This is a genomic window from Mesorhizobium sp. Root552, assembly GCF_001427285.1.
GTDB lineage: Bacteria > Pseudomonadota > Alphaproteobacteria > Rhizobiales > Rhizobiaceae > Mesorhizobium.
This window is the reverse complement of the sequence record NZ_LMFV01000009.1, coordinates 17,926-41,346: the sequence shown is the minus strand read 5'-3', so window position 1 is coordinate 41,346 and position 23,421 is coordinate 17,926. Positions and strand designations below refer to the sequence as shown.

The 23,421-nt window shown below is 61.8% G+C and carries 25 protein-coding genes; 14 read left to right on the top strand and 11 right to left on the bottom strand.

The genetic code is table 11. The features are described 5' to 3' along the window. Window positions 1-8: 8 nt before the first annotated feature. On the bottom strand, window positions 9-1,268 hold the full coding sequence (locus ASD50_RS05440) for an NAD(P)/FAD-dependent oxidoreductase (protein ID WP_056237109.1): 1,260 nt from the start codon (window positions 1,266-1,268) through the stop codon (window positions 9-11). A gap of 28 nt (window positions 1,269-1,296) precedes the next feature. After that, entirely contained in the window at window positions 1,297-2,190 is an 894-nt protein-coding gene (locus tag ASD50_RS05435) for a dihydrodipicolinate synthase family protein (RefSeq protein ID WP_056237106.1), read from the bottom strand. Window positions 2,191-2,290: 100 nt separating this feature from the next. Here ASD50_RS05435 and ASD50_RS05430 point away from each other — a divergent pair, with 100 nt between their 5' ends. After that, window positions 2,291-2,950: a GntR family transcriptional regulator gene (locus ASD50_RS05430; protein WP_413813874.1), complete on the top strand. Its 660-nt coding sequence runs from the start codon at window positions 2,291-2,293 to the stop codon at window positions 2,948-2,950. Window positions 2,951-2,978: 28 nt separating this feature from the next. Here the strand turns inward: ASD50_RS05430 and ASD50_RS05425 are convergent, their stop codons facing one another. Continuing rightward, the gene (locus ASD50_RS05425; protein WP_056237104.1) at window positions 2,979-3,290 is read right to left on the bottom strand and encodes a hypothetical protein; all 312 of its coding nucleotides are present in this window, start codon (window positions 3,288-3,290) and stop codon (window positions 2,979-2,981) included. Window positions 3,291-3,549: 259 nt separating this feature from the next. After that, window positions 3,550-5,046: a CoA-acylating methylmalonate-semialdehyde dehydrogenase gene (locus ASD50_RS05420; RefSeq protein WP_056237179.1), complete on the bottom strand. Its 1,497-nt coding sequence runs from the start codon at window positions 5,044-5,046 to the stop codon at window positions 3,550-3,552. A gap of 138 nt (window positions 5,047-5,184) precedes the next feature. Between ASD50_RS05420 and ASD50_RS05415 the strand changes: the two genes are divergently transcribed. From ASD50_RS05415 to ASD50_RS05405, 3 genes are all read left to right on the top strand, one after another. Beyond that, window positions 5,185-6,066 carry a LysR family transcriptional regulator gene (locus ASD50_RS05415; protein WP_056237101.1) on the top strand — a complete coding sequence of 294 codons (882 nt, stop codon included), beginning with the start codon at window positions 5,185-5,187 and terminating at the stop codon, window positions 6,064-6,066. Window positions 6,067-6,094: 28 nt separating this feature from the next. Next, entirely contained in the window at window positions 6,095-6,562 is a 468-nt protein-coding gene (locus ASD50_RS05410; protein ID WP_156464949.1) for a hypothetical protein, read from the top strand. Window positions 6,563-6,665: 103 nt separating this feature from the next. Next, window positions 6,666-6,983, top strand: coding sequence for a hypothetical protein (locus ASD50_RS05405; protein WP_156464948.1), 318 nt, complete (start codon window positions 6,666-6,668; stop codon window positions 6,981-6,983). Between the two features lie 9 nt (window positions 6,984-6,992). Here ASD50_RS05405 and ASD50_RS05400 read toward each other — a convergent pair whose 3' ends face one another. The 6 genes from ASD50_RS05400 to ASD50_RS05375 all read right to left on the bottom strand — a co-directional run bounded on the left by ASD50_RS05400 (window position 6,993) and on the right by ASD50_RS05375 (window position 13,851). After that, window positions 6,993-8,237: a Gfo/Idh/MocA family protein gene (locus ASD50_RS05400; protein ID WP_056237094.1), complete on the bottom strand. Its 1,245-nt coding sequence runs from the start codon at window positions 8,235-8,237 to the stop codon at window positions 6,993-6,995. A 13-nt stretch (window positions 8,238-8,250) separates the two neighbouring features. Continuing rightward, complete coding sequence (locus ASD50_RS05395) at window positions 8,251-9,270, bottom strand: LacI family DNA-binding transcriptional regulator (RefSeq protein WP_056237091.1); 1,020 nt, start codon at window positions 9,268-9,270, stop codon at window positions 8,251-8,253. Beyond that, window positions 9,267-10,262: an ABC transporter permease gene (locus tag ASD50_RS05390; protein WP_056237089.1), complete on the bottom strand. Its 996-nt coding sequence runs from the start codon at window positions 10,260-10,262 to the stop codon at window positions 9,267-9,269. Before ASD50_RS05390 ends, ASD50_RS05395 begins: the two co-directional genes overlap by 4 nt. Then, window positions 10,259-11,245 (bottom strand): ABC transporter permease, encoded by a 987-nt coding sequence (locus ASD50_RS05385; protein ID WP_162251988.1) that lies wholly within the window; start codon window positions 11,243-11,245, stop codon window positions 10,259-10,261. The genes ASD50_RS05390 and ASD50_RS05385 overlap by 4 nt, the downstream gene beginning before the upstream one ends. A gap of 5 nt (window positions 11,246-11,250) precedes the next feature. Beyond that, complete coding sequence (locus tag ASD50_RS05380) at window positions 11,251-12,753, bottom strand: sugar ABC transporter ATP-binding protein (protein WP_056237084.1); 1,503 nt, start codon at window positions 12,751-12,753, stop codon at window positions 11,251-11,253. A 72-nt stretch (window positions 12,754-12,825) separates the two neighbouring features. After that, window positions 12,826-13,851, bottom strand: coding sequence for an ABC transporter substrate-binding protein (locus ASD50_RS05375; protein ID WP_056237082.1), 1,026 nt, complete (start codon window positions 13,849-13,851; stop codon window positions 12,826-12,828). Window positions 13,852-14,533: 682 nt separating this feature from the next. Here ASD50_RS05375 and ccoN point away from each other — a divergent pair. Genes ccoN through ccoS form a run of 8 tightly spaced genes read left to right on the top strand, consistent with a single transcriptional unit; the run spans window position 14,534 to window position 21,411 of the window. Beyond that, window positions 14,534-16,189, top strand: a complete 1,656-nt coding sequence (gene ccoN, locus ASD50_RS05370; protein WP_056237079.1) for a cytochrome-c oxidase, cbb3-type subunit I — start codon at window positions 14,534-14,536, stop codon at window positions 16,187-16,189. A gap of 6 nt (window positions 16,190-16,195) precedes the next feature. Further along, entirely contained in the window at window positions 16,196-16,933 is a 738-nt protein-coding gene (gene ccoO, locus ASD50_RS05365; protein ID WP_056237077.1) for a cytochrome-c oxidase, cbb3-type subunit II, read from the top strand. Next, entirely contained in the window at window positions 16,933-17,103 is a 171-nt protein-coding gene (locus ASD50_RS22290) for a cbb3-type cytochrome c oxidase subunit 3 (RefSeq protein WP_082549497.1), read from the top strand. Before ccoO ends, ASD50_RS22290 begins: the two co-directional genes overlap by 1 nt. A gap of 16 nt (window positions 17,104-17,119) precedes the next feature. Next, window positions 17,120-17,992, top strand: a complete 873-nt coding sequence (gene ccoP / locus ASD50_RS05360; RefSeq protein ID WP_056237075.1) for a cytochrome-c oxidase, cbb3-type subunit III — start codon at window positions 17,120-17,122, stop codon at window positions 17,990-17,992. Continuing rightward, entirely contained in the window at window positions 17,989-18,207 is a 219-nt protein-coding gene (locus tag ASD50_RS05355; RefSeq protein ID WP_056237072.1) for a hypothetical protein, read from the top strand. The genes ccoP and ASD50_RS05355 overlap by 4 nt, the downstream gene beginning before the upstream one ends. 17 nt (window positions 18,208-18,224) lie before the next feature. After that, entirely contained in the window at window positions 18,225-19,007 is a 783-nt protein-coding gene (locus ASD50_RS05350; RefSeq protein WP_056237070.1) for a DUF2189 domain-containing protein, read from the top strand. Continuing rightward, entirely contained in the window at window positions 19,004-21,259 is a 2,256-nt protein-coding gene (locus tag ASD50_RS05345; RefSeq protein ID WP_056237068.1) for a cation-translocating P-type ATPase, read from the top strand. The genes ASD50_RS05350 and ASD50_RS05345 overlap by 4 nt, the downstream gene beginning before the upstream one ends. Further along, complete coding sequence (gene ccoS / locus ASD50_RS05340) at window positions 21,256-21,411, top strand: cbb3-type cytochrome oxidase assembly protein CcoS (RefSeq protein ID WP_056237066.1); 156 nt, start codon at window positions 21,256-21,258, stop codon at window positions 21,409-21,411. Before ASD50_RS05345 ends, ccoS begins: the two co-directional genes overlap by 4 nt. A gap of 5 nt (window positions 21,412-21,416) precedes the next feature. Here ccoS and ASD50_RS05335 read toward each other — a convergent pair whose 3' ends face one another. Beyond that, on the bottom strand, window positions 21,417-21,695 hold the full coding sequence (locus tag ASD50_RS05335) for a DUF6522 family protein (RefSeq protein WP_056237063.1): 279 nt from the start codon (window positions 21,693-21,695) through the stop codon (window positions 21,417-21,419). 158 nt (window positions 21,696-21,853) lie between these two features. Between ASD50_RS05335 and ASD50_RS22935 the strand changes: the two genes are divergently transcribed. Both ASD50_RS22935 and ASD50_RS05330 read left to right on the top strand, forming a co-directional pair. Beyond that, window positions 21,854-22,075: a hypothetical protein gene (locus tag ASD50_RS22935; protein WP_156464947.1), complete on the top strand. Its 222-nt coding sequence runs from the start codon at window positions 21,854-21,856 to the stop codon at window positions 22,073-22,075. Then, window positions 22,075-23,421, top strand: a complete 1,347-nt coding sequence (locus ASD50_RS05330; protein WP_056237176.1) for a hypothetical protein — start codon at window positions 22,075-22,077, stop codon at window positions 23,419-23,421. The genes ASD50_RS22935 and ASD50_RS05330 overlap by 1 nt, the downstream gene beginning before the upstream one ends.

The following is a 23,421-nucleotide window of genomic DNA, read 5'->3' as shown; positions in this document are numbered from 1 at the left end:
TGTCCTCGTTAAAAGCGGCTCGGAGAGAAAGGGGTCAGGTCAACGGCGGGAGCCTGCCGCAGAACAAGTTCTCGCACCAGCCGCCCCGTTGCTGCGGCCTGGGTGAGGCCGAGATGACCGTGGCCGAAAGCATAAGTAACACATTGCGCGCCCGGTGCCTTGCCGATGACCGGGAGCGAGTCAGGCAGGGAGGGGCGGTAGCCCATCCACTCGCGACCGCCCTCCGGATCGAGCCCCGGCAGGAACTGTTTTGCCTTGGCGAGCAGCGCCTTGGCGCGGGCATAATTGGGCGCGCGTGATATGCCGCCCAGTTCCACGGCACCGCCGACGCGCAAAGCCTCGGCCAAGGGCGTTATGACAAAGCCGTGGCCCGAGAAGATCAATTGGCGTTTCACGTCGAAGGCGCTTTTCGGCAGCGTCGTATTATAGCCACGCTCGGTTTCGAGCGGAATTTCGTCGTGAAGGTTTCTGGCCAGCAAATGCGACCAGGCACCGGCGGCAATGACGAGCCGGCTTGCAATCTTGCGGGTGCCGTTCGCAAATTCGAGCATGGCCTCGACATCATTGGCCGCAATGCTCGCGATACTGGCCCGCTCGAATTTCGCGCCCTTGCTTTCGGCATGGGCCCAGATCGCCTTGCCGAGCAATTTCGGGTCATCGACCGTCTTCCAGCCGAGCACGAATGTTGCCTTGATGAAGCGCGGCGAGAGCCCCGGCTGCAGGTCTGCCAGTTCCTTGCCTTCCACGTGCCTGTAGCCGATACCGAAGCGGTCGCGCGCTTCCCATCCAGGAAGCGACGACTTGAATTCGGTTTCGCTTTCATAAAGCTCGAGCGAACCGTCCTCGTGCAGCATGTGGCGTGTGCCGGAGCGTTGCATGAGCGAGAGCCACTCGGCCTCGGCAAGCTTCATCATGCCGGCCTGCGCTGCGAGCGCACTATCGTACTTTTCCGGAGCGCCGGCGCGCCAGAAGCGCCACAGCCATGGTGCAAGCCTTGGAAGATAAGCGGGCGGGATCGCAAGGGGCCCCAGGGGGTCGGCGAGCCATTTCGGCAGATTGCGCATCATGCCTTTTTGGGCAAGCGGCAGGACATCTGAAAAGGCGAAGGCAGCGGCGTTGCCCGAACTGGTCTCTTCGCAAATGCCGGTGCGGTCGTAAACTGTGACGTTGCGGCCGGCCTCCGCCAGAAACGCCGCGGCACAGATGCCGATGATGCCGCCACCGACAATGGCGACATCGAGATTTTCTGTTCTGCCAGGCTCGGACATTTACTTCTTGATGGCCGGGTGCCCGCGTTTAGAAGTTCGGCAGCTTCGGGCGGGCAGCGAGCGCGTCCTTGATGATCTTTTCCACAGCTTTGCGGCGGTCGCCCGACAGCGGCTGGCGCGGCATGCGGACCCGGTCATTTGTGCCGATGGCATGCACTTCCGCAAGCTTGATGTTTTGGACCAGATAGGTCGAGACGTCGAGGTCGAGCAGCGGCCTGAACCAGCGGTAGATTGCAAGCGCCTCGTCGCGGCGTCCCTGCCTCATCAACTGGTAGATGGCAACGGTCTCGCGCGGGAAGGCGACGACCAGTCCGGCGACCCACCCGACAGCGCCGATGGACAGAGCTTCGAAAGCGAGATTGTCGACGCCGGTAAAGAGGTCGAAGCGGTCGCCGAACCGATTGATGAGCTCGGTCGAACGGCGAATGTCATCGGAGGATTCCTTGATCGCCACAAACAGCTTGTCTCTGGCCAACTCCTCCATGTCGTCCACGGTCACGTCGACGCGGTAGGCGATCCGGTTGGAATAGATCATGACCGGCAGGCCGCCTGCGGCTGCAACCGCCTTCAGTGCGTCGACCGTTTCCTTCGGGTTGGTGTGGTAGATCGGGCTTGGCACGATCATCAGGCCATCGGCGCCTTCCTTGGCGGCGCGCTTGGCCAGGCTCGCTGCCTCGCGGGTGCCGGCCTCGTTGATGGTGAGCAGAACCGGCTTCTTGCCGGCAACCTTGCGCGCCGTCTTGAACACCTCGATCTTTTCATCGTGCGAGAGCATCGGGCCTTCGCCCAGCGAACCGGCAACGATGATGCCGTCGCAGCCGGCGTCCATCTGCAGTGCGAAGCAGCGTTCCATCTCCGCGTGGTCAAGGCGGTCGTCGTCAGTGAATTTGGTCGTAACAGCGGGAATGACTCCGGTCCACATCGCATCTCTCCATCTGATATATCAGGTGTATATCTATAATGGGCGAGCTGTCAATGTGAATCTGGCTGTGATATATCAGAAGCATATCAAGGAGATTTCATTGGCATTGACCGAGGAAAGCACAGGTTCCGAGCCTGCAGCCGCCAGGGCTTATCATGCGCTGGAGCGCATGATCGTGACGCTGGAGCTCTCGCCCGGAGGTTTCGTCACCGAAGGGTCGATCATCGACAAGCTCGGGCTTGGCCGCACTCCGGTGCGCGAAGCGATCCAGCGGCTGGCCTGGGAGGGTTTGCTGGAGGTGAGGCCGCGGGCCGGCATTGCCGTCGCTGCCCTTCATGCCGGTGACTGGCTGCGGGTCATCGATGCCCGCCGTGGCGTCGAGGTTGTCCTTGCCCGTTCCGCTGCCCGTTTTGTGACACGGGAGGCTGCCGACGGTTTTCATGCCGCGGCGCTCTCCATGCAGAAGGCGGTGATTGCCGGCGACGTTCTTGCTTTCCTCACGGCCGACAAGGCGATGGACGAGGCGCTTGCGCTTGCTGCGGACAATGTCTTCGCCGCGCGCGTCGCAGCCCCGTTGCAGACGCACAGCCGCCGCTTCTGGTATCGCTATAGGGCGGATACCGGTCTGGCCGACTCCGCTGCCCACCACGTCGCGCTGATCCAGTCCATACTGGACGGAGACGAGGAGGTAGCCGGCGCAAATGCGGACCGGCTGATGAGTTTGCTGCGTTCCCTGGCCGAGGCGGCGGCAACGCGATAGCGCCGATTTATATACGATACCAAACCTGTTAGCCGCCGACGTCGGCAACAATCATTGACTGCCAGTTGTCGCCGACCGCGACGACGCAGCTTGTTCCACCTACATCGGTCGCGAAGATGGTCCAGGTGCCGCTATCGGCAACGAAGATTTCCAGGATGACCATGGGACCCATCTGCCCGACGGCCAGTTGGCGTTCCTGAAATTTGGTCGCCAGTTGCTCGATGAGAACGGAGCGGTCAGCGCAGGACACTTGCTGCGCTTGGGCAACACCGACACTTGCCGCCGCCATTGCGGCCAGCGCCAGTTCCTTCACCCACTTGAACACTGATTTGCGTGCCATGAGGCACCTCCTTTGCCCTTGCGCCCCGGGGAAAGGAAGGCATATGCGGCGGCCTCACTTCACCGGGGCGATCCGGGCGATTTCGACGTCTCCATGGCGTCGCTCCTTCCGTAGTCCGGATCGTCCGTAGGGAACGCTATATGTTCCCTCTATGTTCCATATATGGGGTGTTGCGCTGATCTGCGCAAGTAATCGACAAAATGAAAGCCGCGGACTTGGGGCCCGCGGCTTCGAAAATTCACCCTGTTGGGGTGGCCTGCTACTTCATCGTTGGCATGGCGAACTCTGCGCCTTCCTTGACGCCCGACGGCCAACGCGAGGTAACCGTCTTGGTCTTGGTGTAGAAGCGCACTGAGTCCGGGCCATACTGGTTGAGGTCGCCGAAGCCTGACTTCTTCCAGCCGCCGAAGGTGTAGTAGGAAACCGGCACAGGGATCGGCACGTTGATGCCGACCATGCCCACTTGGACGCGGGCTGCGAATTCACGTGCCGCATCGCCGTCACGGGTGAAGATGGCAACACCGTTGCCGTATTCATGTTCGGACGGCAGCCGAACCGCTTCCTCGAAATCGTGGGCGCGTACCACCGAGAGCACTGGGCCGAAGATCTCTTCCTTGTAGATGCGCATGTCCGGCGTCACTTCGTCGAACAGGCAGCCGCCCATGTAGAAGCCGTTCTCGTAACCCTGCATCTTGAAGCCGCGACCGTCCACGGCGAGCTTGGCACCTTCCTTGACACCGATCTCGACATAGTTGCGCACGCGTTCCAAGGCAGCCTTGGTGACCAGCGGGCCGAAGTCGGCTGCCGGATCGGTCGAAGGTCCGATCTTCAGGCTCTCGACGCGCGGGATCAGCTTTTCCATCAGCTTGTCGGCAGTCGCCTTGCCGACCGGCACGGCAACGGAAACCGCCATGCAGCGCTCGCCAGCCGCGCCATAGCCGGCGCCGATCAGGGCATCCACCGTCTGGTCCATGTCAGCGTCGGGCATGATGATCATGTGGTTCTTGGCGCCGCCGAAGCACTGCACGCGCTTGCCGTTGGCGCAGCCACGCGAATAGATGTACTCGGCAATCGACGAGGAACCGACGAAGCCGAGCGCGGAAATGTCCTGATGGTCGAGGATGGCGTCGACCACTTCCTTGTCGCCATTGACGACGTTGAGGATGCCTGCCGGCAGGCCGGCTTCGAGCATAAGCTCGGCCAGCTTCATCGGCACGCCCGGGTCGCGCTCGGAAGGCTTGAGGATGAAGGCGTTGCCGCAAGCGATGGCCGGCGCAAACTTCCACATCGGGATCATGGCGGGGAAGTTGAACGGCGTGATGCCGGCAACCACGCCAAGCGGCTGGCGGATCGAATAAAGGTCGATGCCGGGGCCCGCGCCTTCCGTGTATTCGCCCTTCATCAGGTGCGGAATGCCAAGTGCGAATTCGACGACTTCGACGCCGCGCAGAATGTCGCCCTTGGCGTCGGGAATGGTCTTGCCATGCTCGCGGGCGAGCAGTTCGGCCAGCGCGTCATTGTCGCGCGCCACCAGCTCGAGGAACTTCATGAATATGCGCGCGCGGCGCTGCGGGTTGGTTGCCGCCCAAGCCGGCTGCGCTGCCTTGGCGTTTGCAACCGCCTGCTCGAGTTCGGCCTTGGAGCCGAGCGCTACCTTGGCGCGCACGCTGCCATCCAGCGGCTGAAAAACATCGGCTTCACGTCCCGACGTGCTCTTGACGTGCTTGCCACCTATAAAATGACCGTAGTGATCCATCATATCGCTCCCAGAAATTCGATACTTCATTGTCTGCTTTCGCTGACGCGATGGCAACGTGAGCGGAAACGCAACCGTTGTGCGTTGAATGTAGAGCGATCTTGTATCGCGCATTATTTTCTGCATATAAATCCCAACATGAATTGGGACGATGTGCGCGTTTTCCTGGCAGTCGCGCGTGCCGGGCAGATCCTTGGTGCGGCAAGGCGGCTGGAACTCAACCACGCCACCGTTTCGCGGCGCATCGCCACGCTCGAAGACGCACTGCGCGCCAAGCTGTTCCGGCGCCTTACCACCGGCAGCGAACTGACCCGGGCGGGGCAGCGTTTTCTGGAAATCGCCGAACGCATGGAGGCAGACGTCATTGCCGCGCGCTCTGCCGTTGCAGGCGAGGGCGACGACATTTCGGGCACCGTGCGCATCGGTGCGCCGGATGGTTTCGGCGTCGCCTTTCTTGCCCGACATCTTGGCGAACTTACCGCCCAGCACCGCGAGCTGACGATCCAACTGGTGCCGGTGCCGCGCTCGTTCTCGCTGTCACGGCGCGAAGCTGACATCGTGATCACGGTCGAGCGGCCGACCGAAGGGCGGTTGGTCGCAGGCAAGCTCGTCGACTATTCGCTCGGTCTCTTTGCTTCGCGCTCTTATGCCGACGAACACGGCCTGCCCAAATCCGCCGCCGAACTTTCGGGCCATCCACTCATAGGCTACGTACCGGACCTGATCGTCAGCCCCTCGCTCGACTACGAAGCGGAATTCAGCGCCGACTGGCGCTCGTCCTTCGCCATTTCCTCCGCACTTGGTCAGGCAGAGGCCGTGCGCTCTGGTGCTGGTATCGGAATCCTGCACACTTTCGTCGCCCGCTCGATGCCGGAACTGGTGCCGGTCGAGATCATCGCGCCGATCCGCCGTGCCTATTGGCTGGTCTATCACGAGACGGTCCGGCCGCTGCGCAGGGTACAGACGGTGGCAAGCTTCATCAGCAAGGCGGTGGAGCGCGAACGGGCATTGTTCCTGTAAGATCGCAGTTCATTCGAAGGAGGTCTCCTTGAGATTGAAAGCACTTTTCGTCGCCGGATTGCTCCTCGCTCCCTCCACCGCTTCGGCGGACGAGGTGACGTGGTTCGTCTTGCAGGAAGAGGCCCAAGGGGCCGTCCTGATCTATGGAACGCCTGATAGCGGTTATGCGCCGCTTTCGTTCCGTTGCGATGGCAAAGGCGGCGTTCTCGATGTGACCATCGAGCACCAGCCGATCAATGCGACCGACGGCGTTAAAGTCGAGACGTTTTTCTCCGCCGGAGACATCGAAGTGCGGGTCGCTACAACCGGCACGAGGCTCGAAATGGATGACCTGTTCATTCTTGAGGGGCAGACGCCGCTCGACAAGCGTTTCCAGGACCTGGTCATGTCGTCCGGCTCCTTGACCATGATGATCGAAGATGGCTCGGAGGAATACCCGCTCGAAGGTGCCGGCGATCCAGCACGTAAATTTTTCAAGCTGTGCGGGGCAAAATAACCTGCTTCGAGGGTCATGAAAAAATCTGAAATTAAATCTTGATTGTTTTTATCCACTTTAATATGACGATCCGCACCGTTCACCCCCGGTGCTGGAGCGAGCCTTGTCGAACATGATGGAAATCGAACGTCGCCAGGAAGAGGCTCAGGCCCATATCCGCGCGACGATCATGAACGAGTTCTGCCGTGTCATGAACCAGAGCGGCCTGCCGCCGATGGCGGTCATGCGGCTTGCCGCGCAGGCCGTCGGCTCCATCTATCGCGAAGTGGCCGAAACCCATTCAGGCCCGAATGCCTGCCCCTGCAACTGGCGTCCCAACGAACAGACGGACGTCGACGTGCTTTGCACGGCGCTGCTGGCCGCAATCCGCTTCAAGCCGGTTCAGGATCTGCGGGCGATGAGGCCGATAGGTTCGGCCTGACCGCCTATCTTAAGCGCCCTTGCGGGCGACAACCGGCACATAGTGTTCCAGATCGGGCGCGGGGAAGTGAACCGTCTCGCCGATTTCGGCGGAGCGGTAAAGACCCATCAGCATCTCGACCACGCCCAGTCCGTCCTCGAATGTCTCGAGGGGCTTCTCGCCCTTGCGGAAGCACTCGACCATGTGGCGGTTCTCGTCGGTATAGCCGTAGATGCCGGGTTCATCCTCCAGCACCGGCATCAGGCCCTGCTCGGCATTCTGCTTCTCGACAAGGTCTTCGCCTTCCGAACCGGTGACGGCGCGCGACATGAAAACCTTGAGCCCGGTGGCCAGCGAGTTGAACTCCATCGCATATTCCGGACCGAGCAGTTCAAGCTGGATGCGCAATCCGGCCCCGACATAGGCCCATGAGGTGGTCGCCTCGATCATCAGTTCGTTGCCGTCCTCGTCTTCCAGCGAAATCGTTCCGCGCGCGAAGTCTTCGGAAGGCCGGTTGCGGTAGTCGACCTCAGCGCCGAAGCGCGAGCGCAACTGGTCGGCGTAGGCGGGCCGCGTCCATTTCAGGTTGGCAACGGTGCCGTTGACGGACTTGATCTTCAGCGAGTTGCGCGGCGCGCCGGGCGCGGTGAGCAGATGGCGGGCCACCTCGACCGAATGGCACATCATGTCGGAAAGCACGCCGCCGCCTTGCTTGTCGCCCTGCCAGAACCAGGGCTCATGCGGACCGGAATGCTCTTCCGCCGCACGAGCGAGGTAGGGCCGCCCGGTGGCTGAGGCGGCACGCCGCCAGATGATTTCCTTGCCGCGCAGCACCGGCGTGCAGAACACCTGGTTTTCCAGATAGCCGTGATTGAGCTTTGCGTCCTCGGCCAGATGCAGCATTTCGCGTGCTTCGCCGATGGTTCGCGCCAGCGGCTTTTCGCAGGCAACCGCAATGACTTCGCTTCGACCGGCCACGACTTCGGCATGGATGACGCGCATGGTGTCGAGGCGGGTGTAGTTGGGCGACAGGATCCAGATGGCATCGACGTCCTTGGCGCGCACCAGCGATTCCAGGCTGTCATGGCTGCGACATTCGCCAAGGCCGAGTTCGGCAACCTGCTCGACGAAGCGCTGGCGCTTCTCCGCGCTGCGGCTGTAGACGCCGGTGACTTCGACATTGCGCACATTCAGCATCGCTTTCAGGTGGAAGTGGGCGATGAAGCCGCTGCCCACGAACCCAACCCGCAGTTTTGCTTTCGGCAAATCGGTCATTCGGCGTGTCCTTTCAGTGGTGTTTGGGCGGGGCGGTGGTGCCGCGCACCTTGAGCGTCGTCGGCAGCACCAAAGGCTGGTCAGGCGCAATGCCGCCGGCAAACATGTCGAGCAGCAGGCCCATGGCCCGCTTGCCAATTTCCGCCCGCGGTTGCGCCACTGTTGTCAGTGGCGGGAAAAAGGCTTCGCTCAGGTAAAGGTCGTCGAAGCCGACCACGGAGACGTCGCCCGGCACATCGCGGCCCAGCCGGCGCAGCTCGTGGATGGCTCCGAAAGCCATTTCGTCGTTGGCGAGGAAGATGGCGGTCGGGGGTTCGGCCAGCGACAGCAAGCGCTGGCAAGCGTCGCGCGCGGACTGCAAGAGGTAGTCGCCGCGTTGCTCATAGCCTTCCGGGATCGAAAGCCCGGCTTCGCGCATGGCGCTGCGGTATCCGTCCCGACGCTTGATGCTCATCACTTCCGGCACGGGTCCGGAAATATGGGCGATCCGGCGATGGCCGAGCCCAATCAGGTGTTCTACCGCCTGCCGGGCTGCGGCTACGTTGTCGATCTGCACGTGCGGGAACCGCGCCTCCTCGATCATTTCAAGCGCAACGACCACCGGCAGGTCGGTAGGCAAGCGATCGCGGAAACCTTGTTCCGGCGGCAGCGACCCGGTCATCAGGATCATGCCGTCGGCATGCCCGTCGCGCAGCATGTCGAAATACTCGGTCTCGTGGCTGGGGTCGTTCTCGGCATTGCCCATCAGCACGGAGTAACCGGCGGCGCGCGCCGCAGCCTCGACGCCTTTCAGGATGTCGAGGTAGAACGGGTTGCCGATGTCGCGCACCACCAGAAGCACGGCCATGGAGCGGCGCGTCCTCAAATTGCGGGCGCTGACATTGGGCCGGTAATTCAACTGGCTCGCAGCCTCGCGGATACGGCTCAAGGTAGGTTCGGCCACCAGCCCGGTATCGGCAAGCGCCCGCGAGACGGTCGCCGGCGAAACGCCAAGACGTTCCGCAATATCCTTGATCTTGGGCCGGGCGGTCATGCGCGCATCGAACGGCCGCGGCCGTAGAACAGCATCAGCACCAGAAGGGTGATGCCAAACACCATCTGGCGGCCCGATTCATCGATGTTGATGGTGACCAGTATGCTTTGCAGGATAACCAGCAGCAGCGCACCCGCCATCGTTCCGGTATAGCCACCCTTGCCGCCGGAAAGCGGCGTGCCGCCAAACACCACGGCGATGATGGAGGGCAGCATGTACTGTTCGCCGACATTGGCAAATGACGAGCCCGAATAGCCGAGCAGGCAGATGCCGGCGATCGCGGCGAAGATGCCGGACAACACAAACAGCGCGATGCGCACCGCCTTCACCGGCACGCCGGCCATGAAGGCAGCCTGTTCGTTAGAGCCGATGGCGTAGATGCGGTGGCCGAATACCGTGCGGCCAAGCAGGAAGGCCATGACAAGCCCGATCGCGATCCACAGCCACAGGATGCCGGGTATCCCGAACAGGAAAGGCTGCGAGACGAAGTTGGCGAGGCCCGGTGACGCGCGCCCGGACGGAATGCCTTGCCGGATGACGACGAGCAGGCCTTGCAGCACGCCGAGCATGCCAAGCGTCATCACCAACGGCGGAATGCGCAGCAGGGTCACGCCGATGCCGTTGAAGAGACCGAAAAGAGCGCCAGTTGCGATGCAGCCGAGGATCGCCAGCGGGATGCCCGAGTTCTCGCCCGCCATCAGGTTGCCGGCGATGATGGCGCTCAGCGACACCACGCCGCCGACCGAAAGATCGATACCCTCGCGGCCGCCGAGGATAACGAGGTTCTGGCCTGCGGCGACGATGCCGAGCAGCGCGGCAACGATCAGCAGGCGCATGATCTGCTGGCCGGATGCAAAGCCGGGAGATAGCGCTTCGCCGAGCAGGAGGAGGGCTGCTATCAGGATCAGCGCAACGATGAGGGGCTGCTTCACGAATCCAGCTACGCGGGTCGATACCGGTGTGCTTGTGGTGGCAGGGGCGCTATCGCTCATGCGCGTGCCCTCCGTCCAACCAAAACGCCTGCCATCAGCGCCAGGAGAATGGCAAGGCCCTGCACGAGGTTCTGCCACTCCGACGGCGTGCCGACGAAGAACACCAGAGAATTGATGAAGCCGATGATGAGCGCGCCGATCATTGAGCCGACAACGGTGCCGTAGCCGCCTGCGAGCGCGCTTCCGCCGAGCACGACAGCGGCGACAGAGAACAAGGTCATCTTGCCGCCGACAAGCGGGTCTCCGCTTGCCGTGTCGCCTGTGATGCAGAAGGCTGCAAGCGCCGCAAAAACACCGCACAAGGCGTAGCCGCCCATGCGGATCGCGGTGACCGGCAGGCCGCTCTGGTAGGCTTCCTGCTGGCCATCGCCGACGGCAAGCAGCCTGAGCGAAAGGCGCGTGCGGACCAGAACGACGAGCAGGATGGCAAAGGCCACGACCGCATAGAAAACGAACGGAATTTCGAGGATGCGTCCGCCATAGGTGCGCCAGAATGCGGCAGGCGCCGGCGTTCCGGCCACGGGTTGTATGTAGAGTGCTAGGCCGGTGAAGAAGATGGAGGTTGCGAAGGTGGCGACGATTGCCTGCAAGCGCAGTGCAGCGACAACCAGTCCGTTGACCAGGCCGCAGGCGAGACCGGTCGCAATGCCGACGGCCAGCGCGGCCATGACGCTCAAGCCGTCGCCGCCCAACGCCGTCATCACCGCAACAATCACGACGTTGACCAGAGAAACAATAGCGCCGGCGGAAAGGTCGATGTCGCCGGCATAGATGACATAGGTCTGAGCGACGGCCAGGAACATCAGCGCCAGATAGGTCTTGATCAGGCCTGTCACGCCGCTCAGCGACAGGCTGCGTGGCTGGAACCAGCCATTTAGCACCATCAATACAACGAGGATGATCAGAGCCGGCAGGAACGGGTAACGCTCGAACGCCCGTTTCAAGGCGCTGCGGTTTTGCGAACGGGCAGGGGCGGATGCCATCGTCATCATGCGGCCTCGTACGCAGCCTGATAGAGGTTATAGCGCGTGCGCTCCGCGCCGGTCAGCTCGCGGCGGATAGAGCCGCCGTTGAAGACCAGTATGCGGTCGGCATTGTCGAGCAGCTCGGCGTCTTCCGAGGCGTAGAGCACGATCCCCATGCCTTCTTCGGCAAGCTTTCGGATCAGCGCGAAAAGGTCGGTCTTGGCGGAAAGGTCTATGCCCTTGGTCGGGTCGTCAAGCAAAAGCACCGCAGGGCGGTCGATCAGCCAGCGTGCAATCACCACCTTCTGCTGGTTGCCGCCTGAGAGCGAACTGATCGGAAAGCCAAGGCCGGCGAATTTTGTTCGCAGCGCTTGCAGTGCTGGCAGCGCCTTGCCGGCGGAGACTACCGGATGGGCAAGCTTCATGCGATCGCGCAGGTAATGGATCGGCATGACGTTTTCGAGGATGGGCCGGCCCGTGATGACACCTTCCCTGGCGCGGTCTCCCGAAACATAGGCTACCCCATGCCGGATGGTTTGGCGCGGATTTGCCGGATCGAGCGGCTTGCCGTCGAGATCGATCTTGCCGGAGGTTGGAGGTATCGCACCGAACAGCGCTCTCAGCACCGCCGACTGGCCTTGGCCATGCAGGCCGCCGAAGCCGAGGATTTCACCCTTGCGCACGGTAAAACTGATGTCCTTGAAGCCGCGCCCTGTCAGGTTCTGTACGGAAAGGGCGGACGCGACTGCACCGGTGGGGGCGCTGTGTCCGGCCGGTTTTGCGCCAGCCTCGTCGTGGCTGCCCACCATCATCGTTATGATTTCAGCCGGGTTGGTATCGGCGATGCGCTTGGTGCCGACAATCTTGCCGTCGCGAATAATGGTAACACGGTCGCCGATCGCGAAGATCTCGTCCATGCGGTGCGAGATGAATATGATGCTGCGCCCTTGCTGTTTGAGCGTGCGCAGGATTTCGAAGAAACGATCGACCTGGGCGCGGTCGAGCGCAGAGGTCGCTTCATCGAAGATAATGACCGACGCTTCTGTCGAAAGTGTCTTCATGATCTCGACCAACTGGCGCTGGTCGGCGCGCAGGTCCTGGATCACGGCATCGAGCGAAAAGCCGTCACCGGTAACGCCATCGAACAGCGTCACATAGTGTTGGGCACGTTCTTCAAGGGTTTCCTGGTCGACCAAGATGCCGGCGCGTGACGGCAGGTTGGCGAGACTGATGTTTTCCGCCACGGTGCGGTGCGCGGCGAGGGAAAGTTCCTGGTAGAAAATGGCGATACCATGGGATCTGGCCGATTGCGGCCCGGTTATGGTGATCGGCTGGCCGTCGAGCAGGATTTCGCCAGAGTCCGGCTTGACGCTGCCGGCGACGATTTTGGACAGCGTACTCTTGCCGGAGCCGTTCGACCCCATCAGCACATGCACCTCGCCGGCCTCGATATCGAGGTTCGCCTGGCTAAGCGCCTTCGTTGCGCCGTAAGCCTTGCTGACGCCGTTGAGTTTCAACTTGATCATTGGAGCGTCCCGTCAGTGGCAGCAGGGCGCGCGGATCAATCAATGACCCGCGCGTCCGTCCCGGGAGAAAGCTTACTTGAAGAGCTTTTCGGCGTCTTCGATCGAGAAGGAAGACGTGTAGGAATAGTAGCCCGGCTTGCCTTCAAGCGCCTTGGCCGCGTCAGCCAGGTTGGAGCCGTCGATGAACGGGATCGGCAAGTACATGGCGTTCTTGTATTGGCCAGCCGTCGCAGGCTCCTTCAATTCCTTGCCCTGCAGCATCAGCACCGCGACGTTAAGCGCCGACGCCATCACGCCGGGAGGATTGACCGAAGCACCTGAATTCAGCTTGTCCTTGGTCCAGATGTCGATGAAGTCCTTGCGGATTTCGCCTGTAGCCGCGATGGAACCGGTCTTGCCGGCATCCATGATCGACTTCCAGGCGCCGGCTGCCATGCCGTCCTGGACCCATACGCCATTGATGTCGGGGTAGGTGGCGAGCAGGTTCTGCATGGCCTGCTGGCCCTGTGCCTGATCCCAGTTGGCGTTGACTTCATTGACCAGCTTGATGTCGGGGTGCTTGGCAAACACTTCCTTGTAGCCGGCAACGCGCATTTCGTTGGCCGGATGGCCGGCAACGCCATTGATCGCTACGACATTGCCCTTGCCGTTCAGCGTCTTGGCAAGCCACTCTGCGCCGGCTGCGCCCCAGGCCTTCTGGTCGATGCCGACATAAAGCGCGTCAGGCGAGGACACTTCTGCGTCCGTTGCGATGACCAGAATTCCAGCTTCCTTGGCCTGTGCGAAGACCGGATCGAAAGCCGTCGGGCTGTTCGGATTGATGATGATGGCGTCGACGCCTTCACTTATGAAGTTGCGGATATGGGCGATCTGGCCGGGCACGTCGACATTGGCGCTCTGCACCTCGACGGTGACGTTGATGCCCTTTTCCTTCCATTTTTCGGCGGCGGCCTTGGCCTCGTCGATCATTTGCGTGCGCCATTCGGAGCCGACCCAGCCGTTCGACAGGCCGATCTTGACGTCCTTGGCGTAAGCGGAAAGTGCGGAGAAAGCGATCGCCGTGGCGGCGACGGCGGACAGGATTAGCGCTTTTTTCATGTAACATCCTCCCAGAAGCTCAACTGTGAAACCGAGTTTAAATTGAAATGAAATCGATTTCAATGGCTGTTTTCGGGTGCTTTCGACGATTTTGAAACGCACGTCAGGCGTTGTGACGTCGAGTCACGGACCCAAATGGCGAATGGACGACCGCTAACAGGCTGGAACAGCAGGAGAATAAGTCGGGAGGGGGCAGAAAACACAACACCCGCCGGGGGAGGAGGTCCGGCGGGTGTCGTATGGTTCGGTCAGCGATCGGGAGGAGGTGAAGGCCGACCGTATCCGCCTTGGCCTGGGAGGAGGATGGCTTCGGCGGAATTCGATGATCAGAAGCTAGGCCTGTTGACCGATTGGTAAAAGACTCAATTTTGCATGGCAGCGTTGCGTTTTGTGCAATGCAGCATGCGCGCGGCGCAATGTCGCCGGCCTGCCCGCTGGACAAGGATAGCAAGCGTCATCAACGGCTTATCTTTTCCGGCTGCGAAATCCGCGGCGACACACCCTTGCCTAGACGATTTGGCGCTGAGACCAAGTGTCCCGGCCGAGGGACCAAGGGTCGCACAGGATTGTGGCTGCTACGTTTTGTTCCTTGCGCAAGATCAAAGACCAAGGAATCATCATCTAATAGCAGGGTTGGTAACTCCCTTGCAATCGATTGCTTTTCTCGCACAGGCGGAACGACATGGTCTCGCAACTGACGACATCCGAACGGCAATATGCGCTGGTCACACTTCTTTTGCTCGGTCTCGGTGGCCTGGCGATGGCAGCCATGGGGCGCGGCGATCCGATCGCCGTGCACGGCTATATCGTCCTGCTCTTCGCCATCGGGTTGTCCTTCGTGGTGATGGCCGGCTACTACGCGCCGGAACCCGACAAGGAACGCCTCTCGCGTTACTATGACGATCCCACCCGGGTCGGCATCGTTCTGTCCATCGCCTGGGCGGTGGTGGGCATGTTCGTCGGCGTCTGGGTTGCCGCTTTGCTGGCCTGGCCGGACCTCACCTTCGATCAGGCGTGGGCGAGTTTTGGCCGTCTTCGGCCGGTGCATACTTCAGGCGTCATCTTTGGCTTCGGCGGCAATGCACTCATCGCCACCTCGTTCCACGTGCTTCAGCGTACTACCCGTGCCCGCCTGCCTGGCCAATTCGCGCCATGGTTCGTACTGCTTGGCTACAATCTGTTCTGCGTCGTCGCCGCCAGCGGCTACCTGATCGGCGTCACCCAGTCGAAGGAATACGCTGAGCCCGAATGGTATGCGGACATCTGGCTGGTCGTCGTGTGGGTGACCTATTTCCTCATCTACCTACGCACGCTGGCGCGGCGAAAGGAACCCCATATCTACGTGGCCAACTGGTACTACATGGCCTTCATCCTGGTGGTTGCGATGCTGCACATCGTCAACAACATCGCCGTGCCGATCTCGTGGGGTTCCGCGAAGAGTTACTCGGTCTATTCCGGCGTGCAGGATGCGATGGTCCAGTGGTGGTACGGCCACAACGCGGTGGCTTTCTTCCTCACCGCCGGCTTCCTTGGGATGATGTACTATTACATGCCCAAGCGCGCGGGCAGGCCGATCTTCTCCTACCGGCTTTCGATCATCAGCTTCTGGGGCATCACCTTCTTCTACATGTGGGCGGGCTCGCACCATCTGCACTACACGGCGTTGCCGCAGTGGGTGCAGACGCTCGGCATGACCTTCTCGGTCATGCTGCTGGTGCCGTCATGGGCATCTGCCGGCAACGCGCTGGCAACGCTCAACGGCGCCTGGCACAAGGTGCGAGATGACGCCACGCTGCGCTTCATGATGGTCGCTGCCGTGTTCTACGGACTTTCCACCTTTGAAGGCTCGTTCATGGCCATCCGCCCGGTCAACTCGCTTTCGCACTATACCGACTGGACCGTCGGCCATGTCCATGCGGGTGCGCTCGGCTGGGTGGCGATGATCACCTTCGGCTCGATCTATGCGCTGGTGCCATGGATGTGGAAGCGCGAGGCGATGTACTCGCCGAAACTCATCGAGGTGCACTTCTGGCTCGCGCTGTCCGGCACCATCGTCTACGTCTTCGCGATGTGGAATTCAGGCATCATCCAGGGCCTGATGTGGCGCACCTACAACGAAAGCGGTTCGCTCACCTATTCCTTCATCGATTCGCTGGTCGCCATGCATCCCTACTACATCGCCCGAGCTTTCGGCGGGCTCCTGTTCCTGCTCGGCGCCATCGTGGCGGCGTATAATGTCTGGATGACGATCCGCCAAAGCAAGCTCGAGGCGGCGCAGGGCAAGGAAGATGCCGATATCCCGCTGTTTGCCCGCGACGCAGTCCAGGCCGGAGAGTAACCGACCATGAAAGAGTTCTTTCATCGCAAGATCGAACGCAATGCCATCGGCTTCGTCGTGGCGATCGTCGCAGTCGCTTCGATCGGCGGCTTCATGGAGATTGCGCCGCTGTTCACCATCCAGGAAACGGTGGAGGAGGTGCCCGACATGCGCACCTATACGCCGCTCGAACTGGCCGGGCGCAACATCTACATCCGCGAAGGCTGCTACGCGTGCCATTCGCAGATGATCCGCACGCTGCGCGACGAGGTCGAACGCTACGGCCCCTACTCGCTGGCGGTCGAATCCAAATACGACCACCCGATGCTGTGGGGGTCGAAGCGCACCGGCCCTGATCTCGCCCGTCTCGGCGAAAAGTATTCCGATGCCTGGCACGTTGCGCACCTGATCAATCCGCGCGACGTCGTGCCGGAATCGGTCATGCCGAAATATGGCTGGCTGATGCGCAACGAACTGAAGATCGACGATCTTGGCGAGCACATCGCGGCCCAGCAGACGGTCGGCGTGCCCTATACGCAAGAGATGGTCGAGAACGCGGTGCAGGATGCGCGCGGCCAGGCAACGCCGGACACCGATGCGGCGGCAGGCGTCGCGCAGCGATACGGCGATGCCACCCATGTGCGCGCGTTCGATGGCGATCCGTCGCGTCTTACCGAAATGGACGCGCTGGTCGCCTATCTCCAGATCCTCGGCAAGCTGACCGACAAGGCCTATCAACAGGCTGCAACGGCGGAGGTGCAGTAATGGACTTCGATCACGATACGCTGGTTGCGCTGTCGAAGAGCTGGGGGCTCTTCTACCTCCTGGCCATGTCGGCGGCGGTGATGGTCTATGCGTTGTGGCCGTCCAACCGCAAGCGCTTCACGCATGCGAAGATGAGCATTCTCGACAACGACGACAAGCCGCTGGAATAGGCCGGAGAGAAAAACGATGGAGCTTGAAAAGCGCGATCGGGTGACTGGCCGGACGACCACCGGTCATGAATGGAATGGCATAGAGGAACTCGAGACACCGATCCCGAGGGTGGTCTTTTTCTTCCTTGGCGCAACGGTTCTGTTTTCGCTGATATGCTGGGTGCTTTATCCGACCTGGCCGCTCGGCTCGACCTTCACCAGGGGCCTGACCGGGTTCGATCAGCGGAACCTGGTGACAGAGCAGGTTGCCAAGGCCGATGCGGAGCGCGCTTCAGCGTGGGCCGGCAAGGTCGAAACCATGAGCTATGCCGACATCGAGGCCGACCCGGCGTTGATGCAGCCGGTGAAGGAAGCAGGTCGCACCCTGTTCGTCGACAACTGCGCTGTATGCCATGGCGTCAGCGCGACCGGTGGTCCGGGCTTTCCCAATCTCACTTCCAAATCATGGCTGTGGGGTGGTGAACCGGAAGCGATCGAGGAAACGATCAAGGTCGGCATCAATTCCACCAATGACGATACGCGCGTTTCGCAGATGATGGCCTTCGGCCGCGACGGCGTGCTTGCGCCGGAGCAGATTTCGAATGTGGTGACTTACGTCCGCTCGCTGTCTGGAGCCGAGGGCGATGCTGCCAGGATCGACGCCGGCAAGGAGGTCTTCGCCGCCAACTGCGTGGCCTGCCACGGCGACAATGCCAAGGGCAGCCACGATGTCGGCGCGCCCGACCTGACGGATCATTTCTGGATCTACGGTGGCGATGTCGATTCCGTCTATACCAGTGTCTATTCCGGCCGGCAGGGTCATATGCCGCACTGGGATGCGCGCCTCAGCCCACTCCAGGTCAAGCTTCTGACCGTTTACGTTCACACGCTTGACGGAGCGCCGCAGTGACATCGGCAAGCGCCGCAACGCCCTCGCAAAATGGCCCGCAACGCCGGCGCAGGCTGGTGATATGGGGGCTGGTCGCCATGGGGCTAGCGGTGTTTGTCGCGGCAAACATGCATCTGGTCTATGTTGCGGTCACTTCGCAGCCCGATTGCGTACCGCATGCCAAGGAAGTCGGTGTCGACGGCGCTCCCCTCAGGGCAGCGCGTTCGGCCTGTTGAAGCTGAAAGGATAAGGCATGGCCACCGCCGAACAGTCTGAGATCATCATTCCGCTGGCCGAGCAGCGCCGCCGCCATCTTCCTGCAAGCGCTGCCTTTGGATGGCTTGGCGCAGGCTGGCGCGATCTGTGGCGACACCCCGGTCCGAGCCTTTTCTATGGCTTCGTCGTGTTCGCGATTTCCGTCGCGATGGTATGGTGCCTGTTCGCACTCGGGCTGGACTACATTCTTTTTCCGGCGCTGGCAGGGTTCATGGTCGTCGGGCCGCTGGTCGCCATCGGCCTTTACGAGAAAAGCCGCGCCATCGAGGATGGCGAACCGGTCAAGCTTGAAAGCATGCTTTTCGTCGCGGCCAAGTCTGGCGCGCAGGTGCTCTACACCGGCGCGATACTCTGCCTTTTGATGCTGCTCTGGATGCGTGCAGCCGTCATCATATATGCCCTGTTCTTCGGGGTCCGGCCGTTCCCCGGTCTTGACCACGTTGCCGGGATGCTTGCCACCACGCCGGAAGGCTGGGGCATGCTTGTGGTGGGAACCGCGGTCGGCGGCCTGTTCGCGGCCTTCTCGTTTGCCATCAGCGTGTTTGCCATTCCCATGCTGCTCGACCAGAAACTTGATGCGTTCACAGCGATGGGCACCAGCATTTCCATGGTCTGGCGCAATCTGCCGGTGATGGTGATGTGGGGCGTGATCGTGCTGTTCCTATTCCTGCTTGCGGTCGTCACCGGGCTGATCGGCCTGATCCTCATCTTTCCGCTGCTTGGGCATGCCACCTGGCATGCCTACAAGGCGATCAGATGAGTTGCTGCGCGCCCGGCGTCGAAGCTGCTGCCGAAATCGGGCGCGATCCCTCGGCAGAGGAGCTTCGGCTGGCTAGCCGCGATCTGGGCGGCGGTCTCTTCCAGACCGATCTTTCCGTTCCTGCTGTCCATTGTGCGGCGTGCATTCGCACTGTCGAACGCGGGCTCGGCAAGTTGCCCGGCGTCGAAAGCGCCCGTGTCAACCTCTCCACCAAGCGCGTGGGCGTCAAATGGCGGGGTGAATTGGCACCGCAAATGATCCAGGCTCTGGCAGGGCTTGGCTATCCCGCACATCTTTACGAAGCAGAGCAGGACAAGAGCGATCCTGAACTTTCGCGCCTCATCCGGGCGGTCGGCGTCGCCGGCTTCTGCGCCATGAACATCATGCTGCTTTCGGTGTCGGTCTGGTCCGGTGCCGATGCGGAGACCCGGCAGGCGTTTCACTGGATTTCGGCCGCATTGGCCTTGCCGGCACTCGTCTATTCCGGCCAGGTCTTCTTCCGCTCCGCATGGAGCGCCTTGAAGGTCGGCCGCACCAACATGGACGTTCCAATCTCCATCGGGATTACGCTTGCGTATTCGCTCAGCCTCTACGACACCGTCCACAATGGCGCCCATGCCTATTTCGACGCCGCCACGACGCTGGTGTTCTTCCTGTTGATCGGGCGAACGCTGGACCACGTCATGCGCGAGAAGGCACGTGCTGCCGTGCGCGGTCTGGTTCGGCTCAGTCCGCGCGGCGCAACAGTTCTGCGCGACGATGGCAGCCAGGATTATCTTCCCGTCAGCGAAGTCGAGCCGGGCATGCGCATCCTGCTCTCTGCCGGCGACCGCATCCCGGTCGATGGTGTCGTTGCGGAAGGTTCATCGGAACTCGACTGCGCTATCGCCACCGGTGTGAGTGCGCCACTTCATGTTGGCCCTGGCTCCGAGTTGCGCGCCGGCACGCTCAATCTCACCGGACCCCTGACGCTGGCTGCCACCGCCAAGGCGCAAGACTCGTTCCTGGCCGAGATGGTACGATTGATGGAGGCGGCCGAAGGCGGGCGGGCTCGCTACCGCCGCCTGGCCGACCGGGCCTCGCGGCTTTACTCGCCGGTTGTCCACGCAACCGCATTCCTGACTTTCCTTGGCTGGATGGCCGCGACCGGCGACTGGCATCAGGCAATCAGCATCGCCATTGCCGTGCTGATCATCACCTGCCCTTGCGCGCTCGGGTTGGCAGTGCCCATCGTGCAGGTGATCGCGGCGCGACGCCTGTTTGAAAACGGCATCATGGTCAAGGATGGCTCCGGCATTGAAAGGCTGGCCGAGATCGATGCGGCGCTTTTCGACAAGACCGGGACGCTGACGCTTGGCAGGGCGCGGCTTGTCGACGCGCGGGCCGAAGATGGGGCTATGCTACGCATTGCGGCAGCCCTTGCCGCAAAATCGCGTCACCCGTTGTCGCGGGCAATTGTATCTGGTCTCGATAGCGATACGGCAATTTTGCTTTCCGATATTGTCGAGCATCCCGGCCTCGGCATTGAAGCCCATGCGGGAGCCGACATCTACCGTCTCGGTCGTGCCGAATGGGCGCTTGCTGGAGGGGGTGAAGGTCAGGGAACCGTGCTGGGGCGGAACGGCGAACTTGCAGCCAGCTTCGTGTTTGAGGATGCCCTTCGCCCAGATGCCGGCGACGCCATTGCCGCCTTGCAGGCTGAAGGGCTGGATGTGGCGATATTGTCTGGCGATCAGCCGGCGACCGTTGCGGCGACTGCACGCCAACTCCGTGTACAGCACCATGAAGGCGCACTGCTGCCCGGCGAAAAACTCAACTACCTTGGCAAGTTGGCCGAGCGCGGGAAACGCACCTTGATGGTGGGCGATGGCTTGAACGATGCTCCGGCACTTGCGGCCGCGCATGTGTCGATGGCTCCCGCCACCGCAGCCGATATCGGACGCAACGCCGCCGACTTCGTGTTTCTGCATGAAAGCCTGGCAGCGGTGCCGACTGCGCTTGCGGTCGCCCGGGAGGCAGGCCAGTTGGTGAGGCAGAATTTTGCGCTCGCCATCATCTATAACGCCATCGCCTTGCCCATCGCGATCGCCGGCTACGTGACGCCGCTTATCGCTGCGCTTGCCATGTCGCTGTCTTCGGTGCTTGTAGTGGCCAATGCACTTCGCCTCAGGGCTGGCAAACTGCCCAAGCCAGCCGACAAGGCGCGCCCGTATCAAGCGTCAAAAATTCAATCGATAGTGCCGGCTGAATGAGCAGCCTTGTCTTCCTCGTGCCTCTGGCGCTTATCCTGGGTGGCGCTGCCCTTGGCGGGTTCCTGTGGTCGCTGCGCAGTGGCCAGTATGACGATCTTGACGGAGCCGCAGAACGCATTCTCCTCGACGATGACGAGGAAGACGAAAGGTAGGGCTCTTATTGCCGGCCCTGTTCGGACGCGAGCTTGACTAGGTCGAGTGCTTCTTCGCCGACAATGCGTTGCTCGGCGTCTATCACCGCACGCCAGACGAAGTTGCCGCGCCGCACGGTCAGCCTTTGCTGCCCTTCGTCGGGGCCGGCGCCTGCTTCTACCGTGCTTGTCACCAGCCCCAGCCGCATCATCCTTTGCAGTTCGGCCACGGTCAGGTGCAGCCTTGCGGCCAGGATCGCAGGATCGACGAAGAAATCTCCCTTGGCGTCACGTTCCAGTTTCATGCTCGATCTCCGGGTCGACGCAATTTCTCAACATCCCAAAATTTCCTGGCAGAGAATATCTGGCGCTTCCCGGCGCTGTTTGCCTTTTCGCAAATACATAGATTGCGGATATATGTTTTACATGATCCATGAGGACAGTGCGAGCGGGAGACCCTTCGATGCGGGAGCGCGGATGGGCAGGATGGCAAGCTGCGGACGCCCGTAAAAGTGGCGATCGTGCTGCGGCCTATAGCTTGGCCGTGCTGATTGCGCAGGGTTCGGGCAACATGCTGGCGCCTGCGGGTTGGGAGGTGCTTGCGCTTTGCGACCACCTTTGCGCTGACCCGCAATCCCCCCGGGATGGCCGCGACAGGACGTTGGTCGCCAAGGATACACGATGATGATGGGAGCGGCGCTTTCGCGTTGGACGATGGCCTATTTTGCCGTCGCGCTGGCATGTCTGCTCGGTGCCCAGGCCATGATGGTCATGGGTCTCGGATACCCCGCCACGGCAGTTGAAGATCCGCAGACACTTATTCTTGTCCATACCGTCACCATTGGCTGGCTCAGCCTGCTGATGTGCGGCGCGCTGTTCCAGTTCGTACCGGTTCTGGTAGCCCAGCCGCTGATCGGCGCGGGCATGGTGTTGCCGGCGCTGGTCAGCCTTTTGGCCGGCCTCGTCTCGCTTCTTGCCGGCTTCCTGCAACTCTCCGGCGATCTGGAAACCGGGCTGCCCTTCCTGCCGGTCGCCGGTATCCTGCTGCCGTTAGGCTTCGGTCTTGCCGTTGTCGTTCTGGGCCGCACGCTTTTGCGCGGCCGGCCCTTGCCGTTGCCTGCCCGCTTCGTCGCTGCGGGTCTGGTCTGTCTGGTCGCGACCGCCGCGATCGGTGTGCTGTTTGCCCTGCTGCTGTCGGGGCTGGATGTGCTGGGCGCTGAAGTCGATTGGGTCGGTGAGGTCTTGCCGCTGCATGTGACCGCTGGCTTTGGCGGCTGGCTGACGATGACTGCCATCGGCGTCAGTTATCGGCTGTTGCCGATGTTCATGCTATCGCCGGACAAGGAGCGCATCACCGGAAAGGCTGTGCTCTGGAGCAGTTGTTCCGCGCTCGCCCTGGTGCTGGTGGTCGTTCCGCTCGAGCGGGCGCTTGGCGGACCGGGTATCGCCTGGCATGCCGCCTGCCTTGCCATGCTCGTCGCCGTCGTTTTCTACGGCGTAGATCTTGTGTTCTTCTATCGTCATCGCAAGCGGCGCAATATCGAGTTGAACAGCCGCTCGGCGATCGGGGCCTTTGCTGCGCTCTACCTGTCGGTCGCCTTGCTCGTTGGACTGGTCGCCACCGGCACGCTAGGCCAGAACAGTGCTGCTCTCATCTATCTCGTCGCCTTCGGCTGGCTGAGCGGCCTTGGCCTGTCGCAACTCTACAAGATCGTCCCGTTCCTCACCTGGTTGGAATGCTACGGTCCGGTAATGGGTCGCAAGCCGACGCCGCGGGTTCAGGACCTCGTCGTGGAAAAGCGCGACATGCCGTGGTTTGCCTTGTATTTTGCCGGCGTGCTTGCAGGTACGATAGCGCTTCTGGCAGGCATGCCCGATCTGTTCCGGCTGGCGGCGCTGGCAACGCTTTGCGCAACCGTGGCGCTGGTGGTCGAAATGGTGCTGGTGCGCCGCCTGTTCAACGTATCCGTTGCCTCGCGTTTGCCCGAGGGCACGTCGAGGCCCCGGCTTTTCCTTTCATCCGCGCGATGA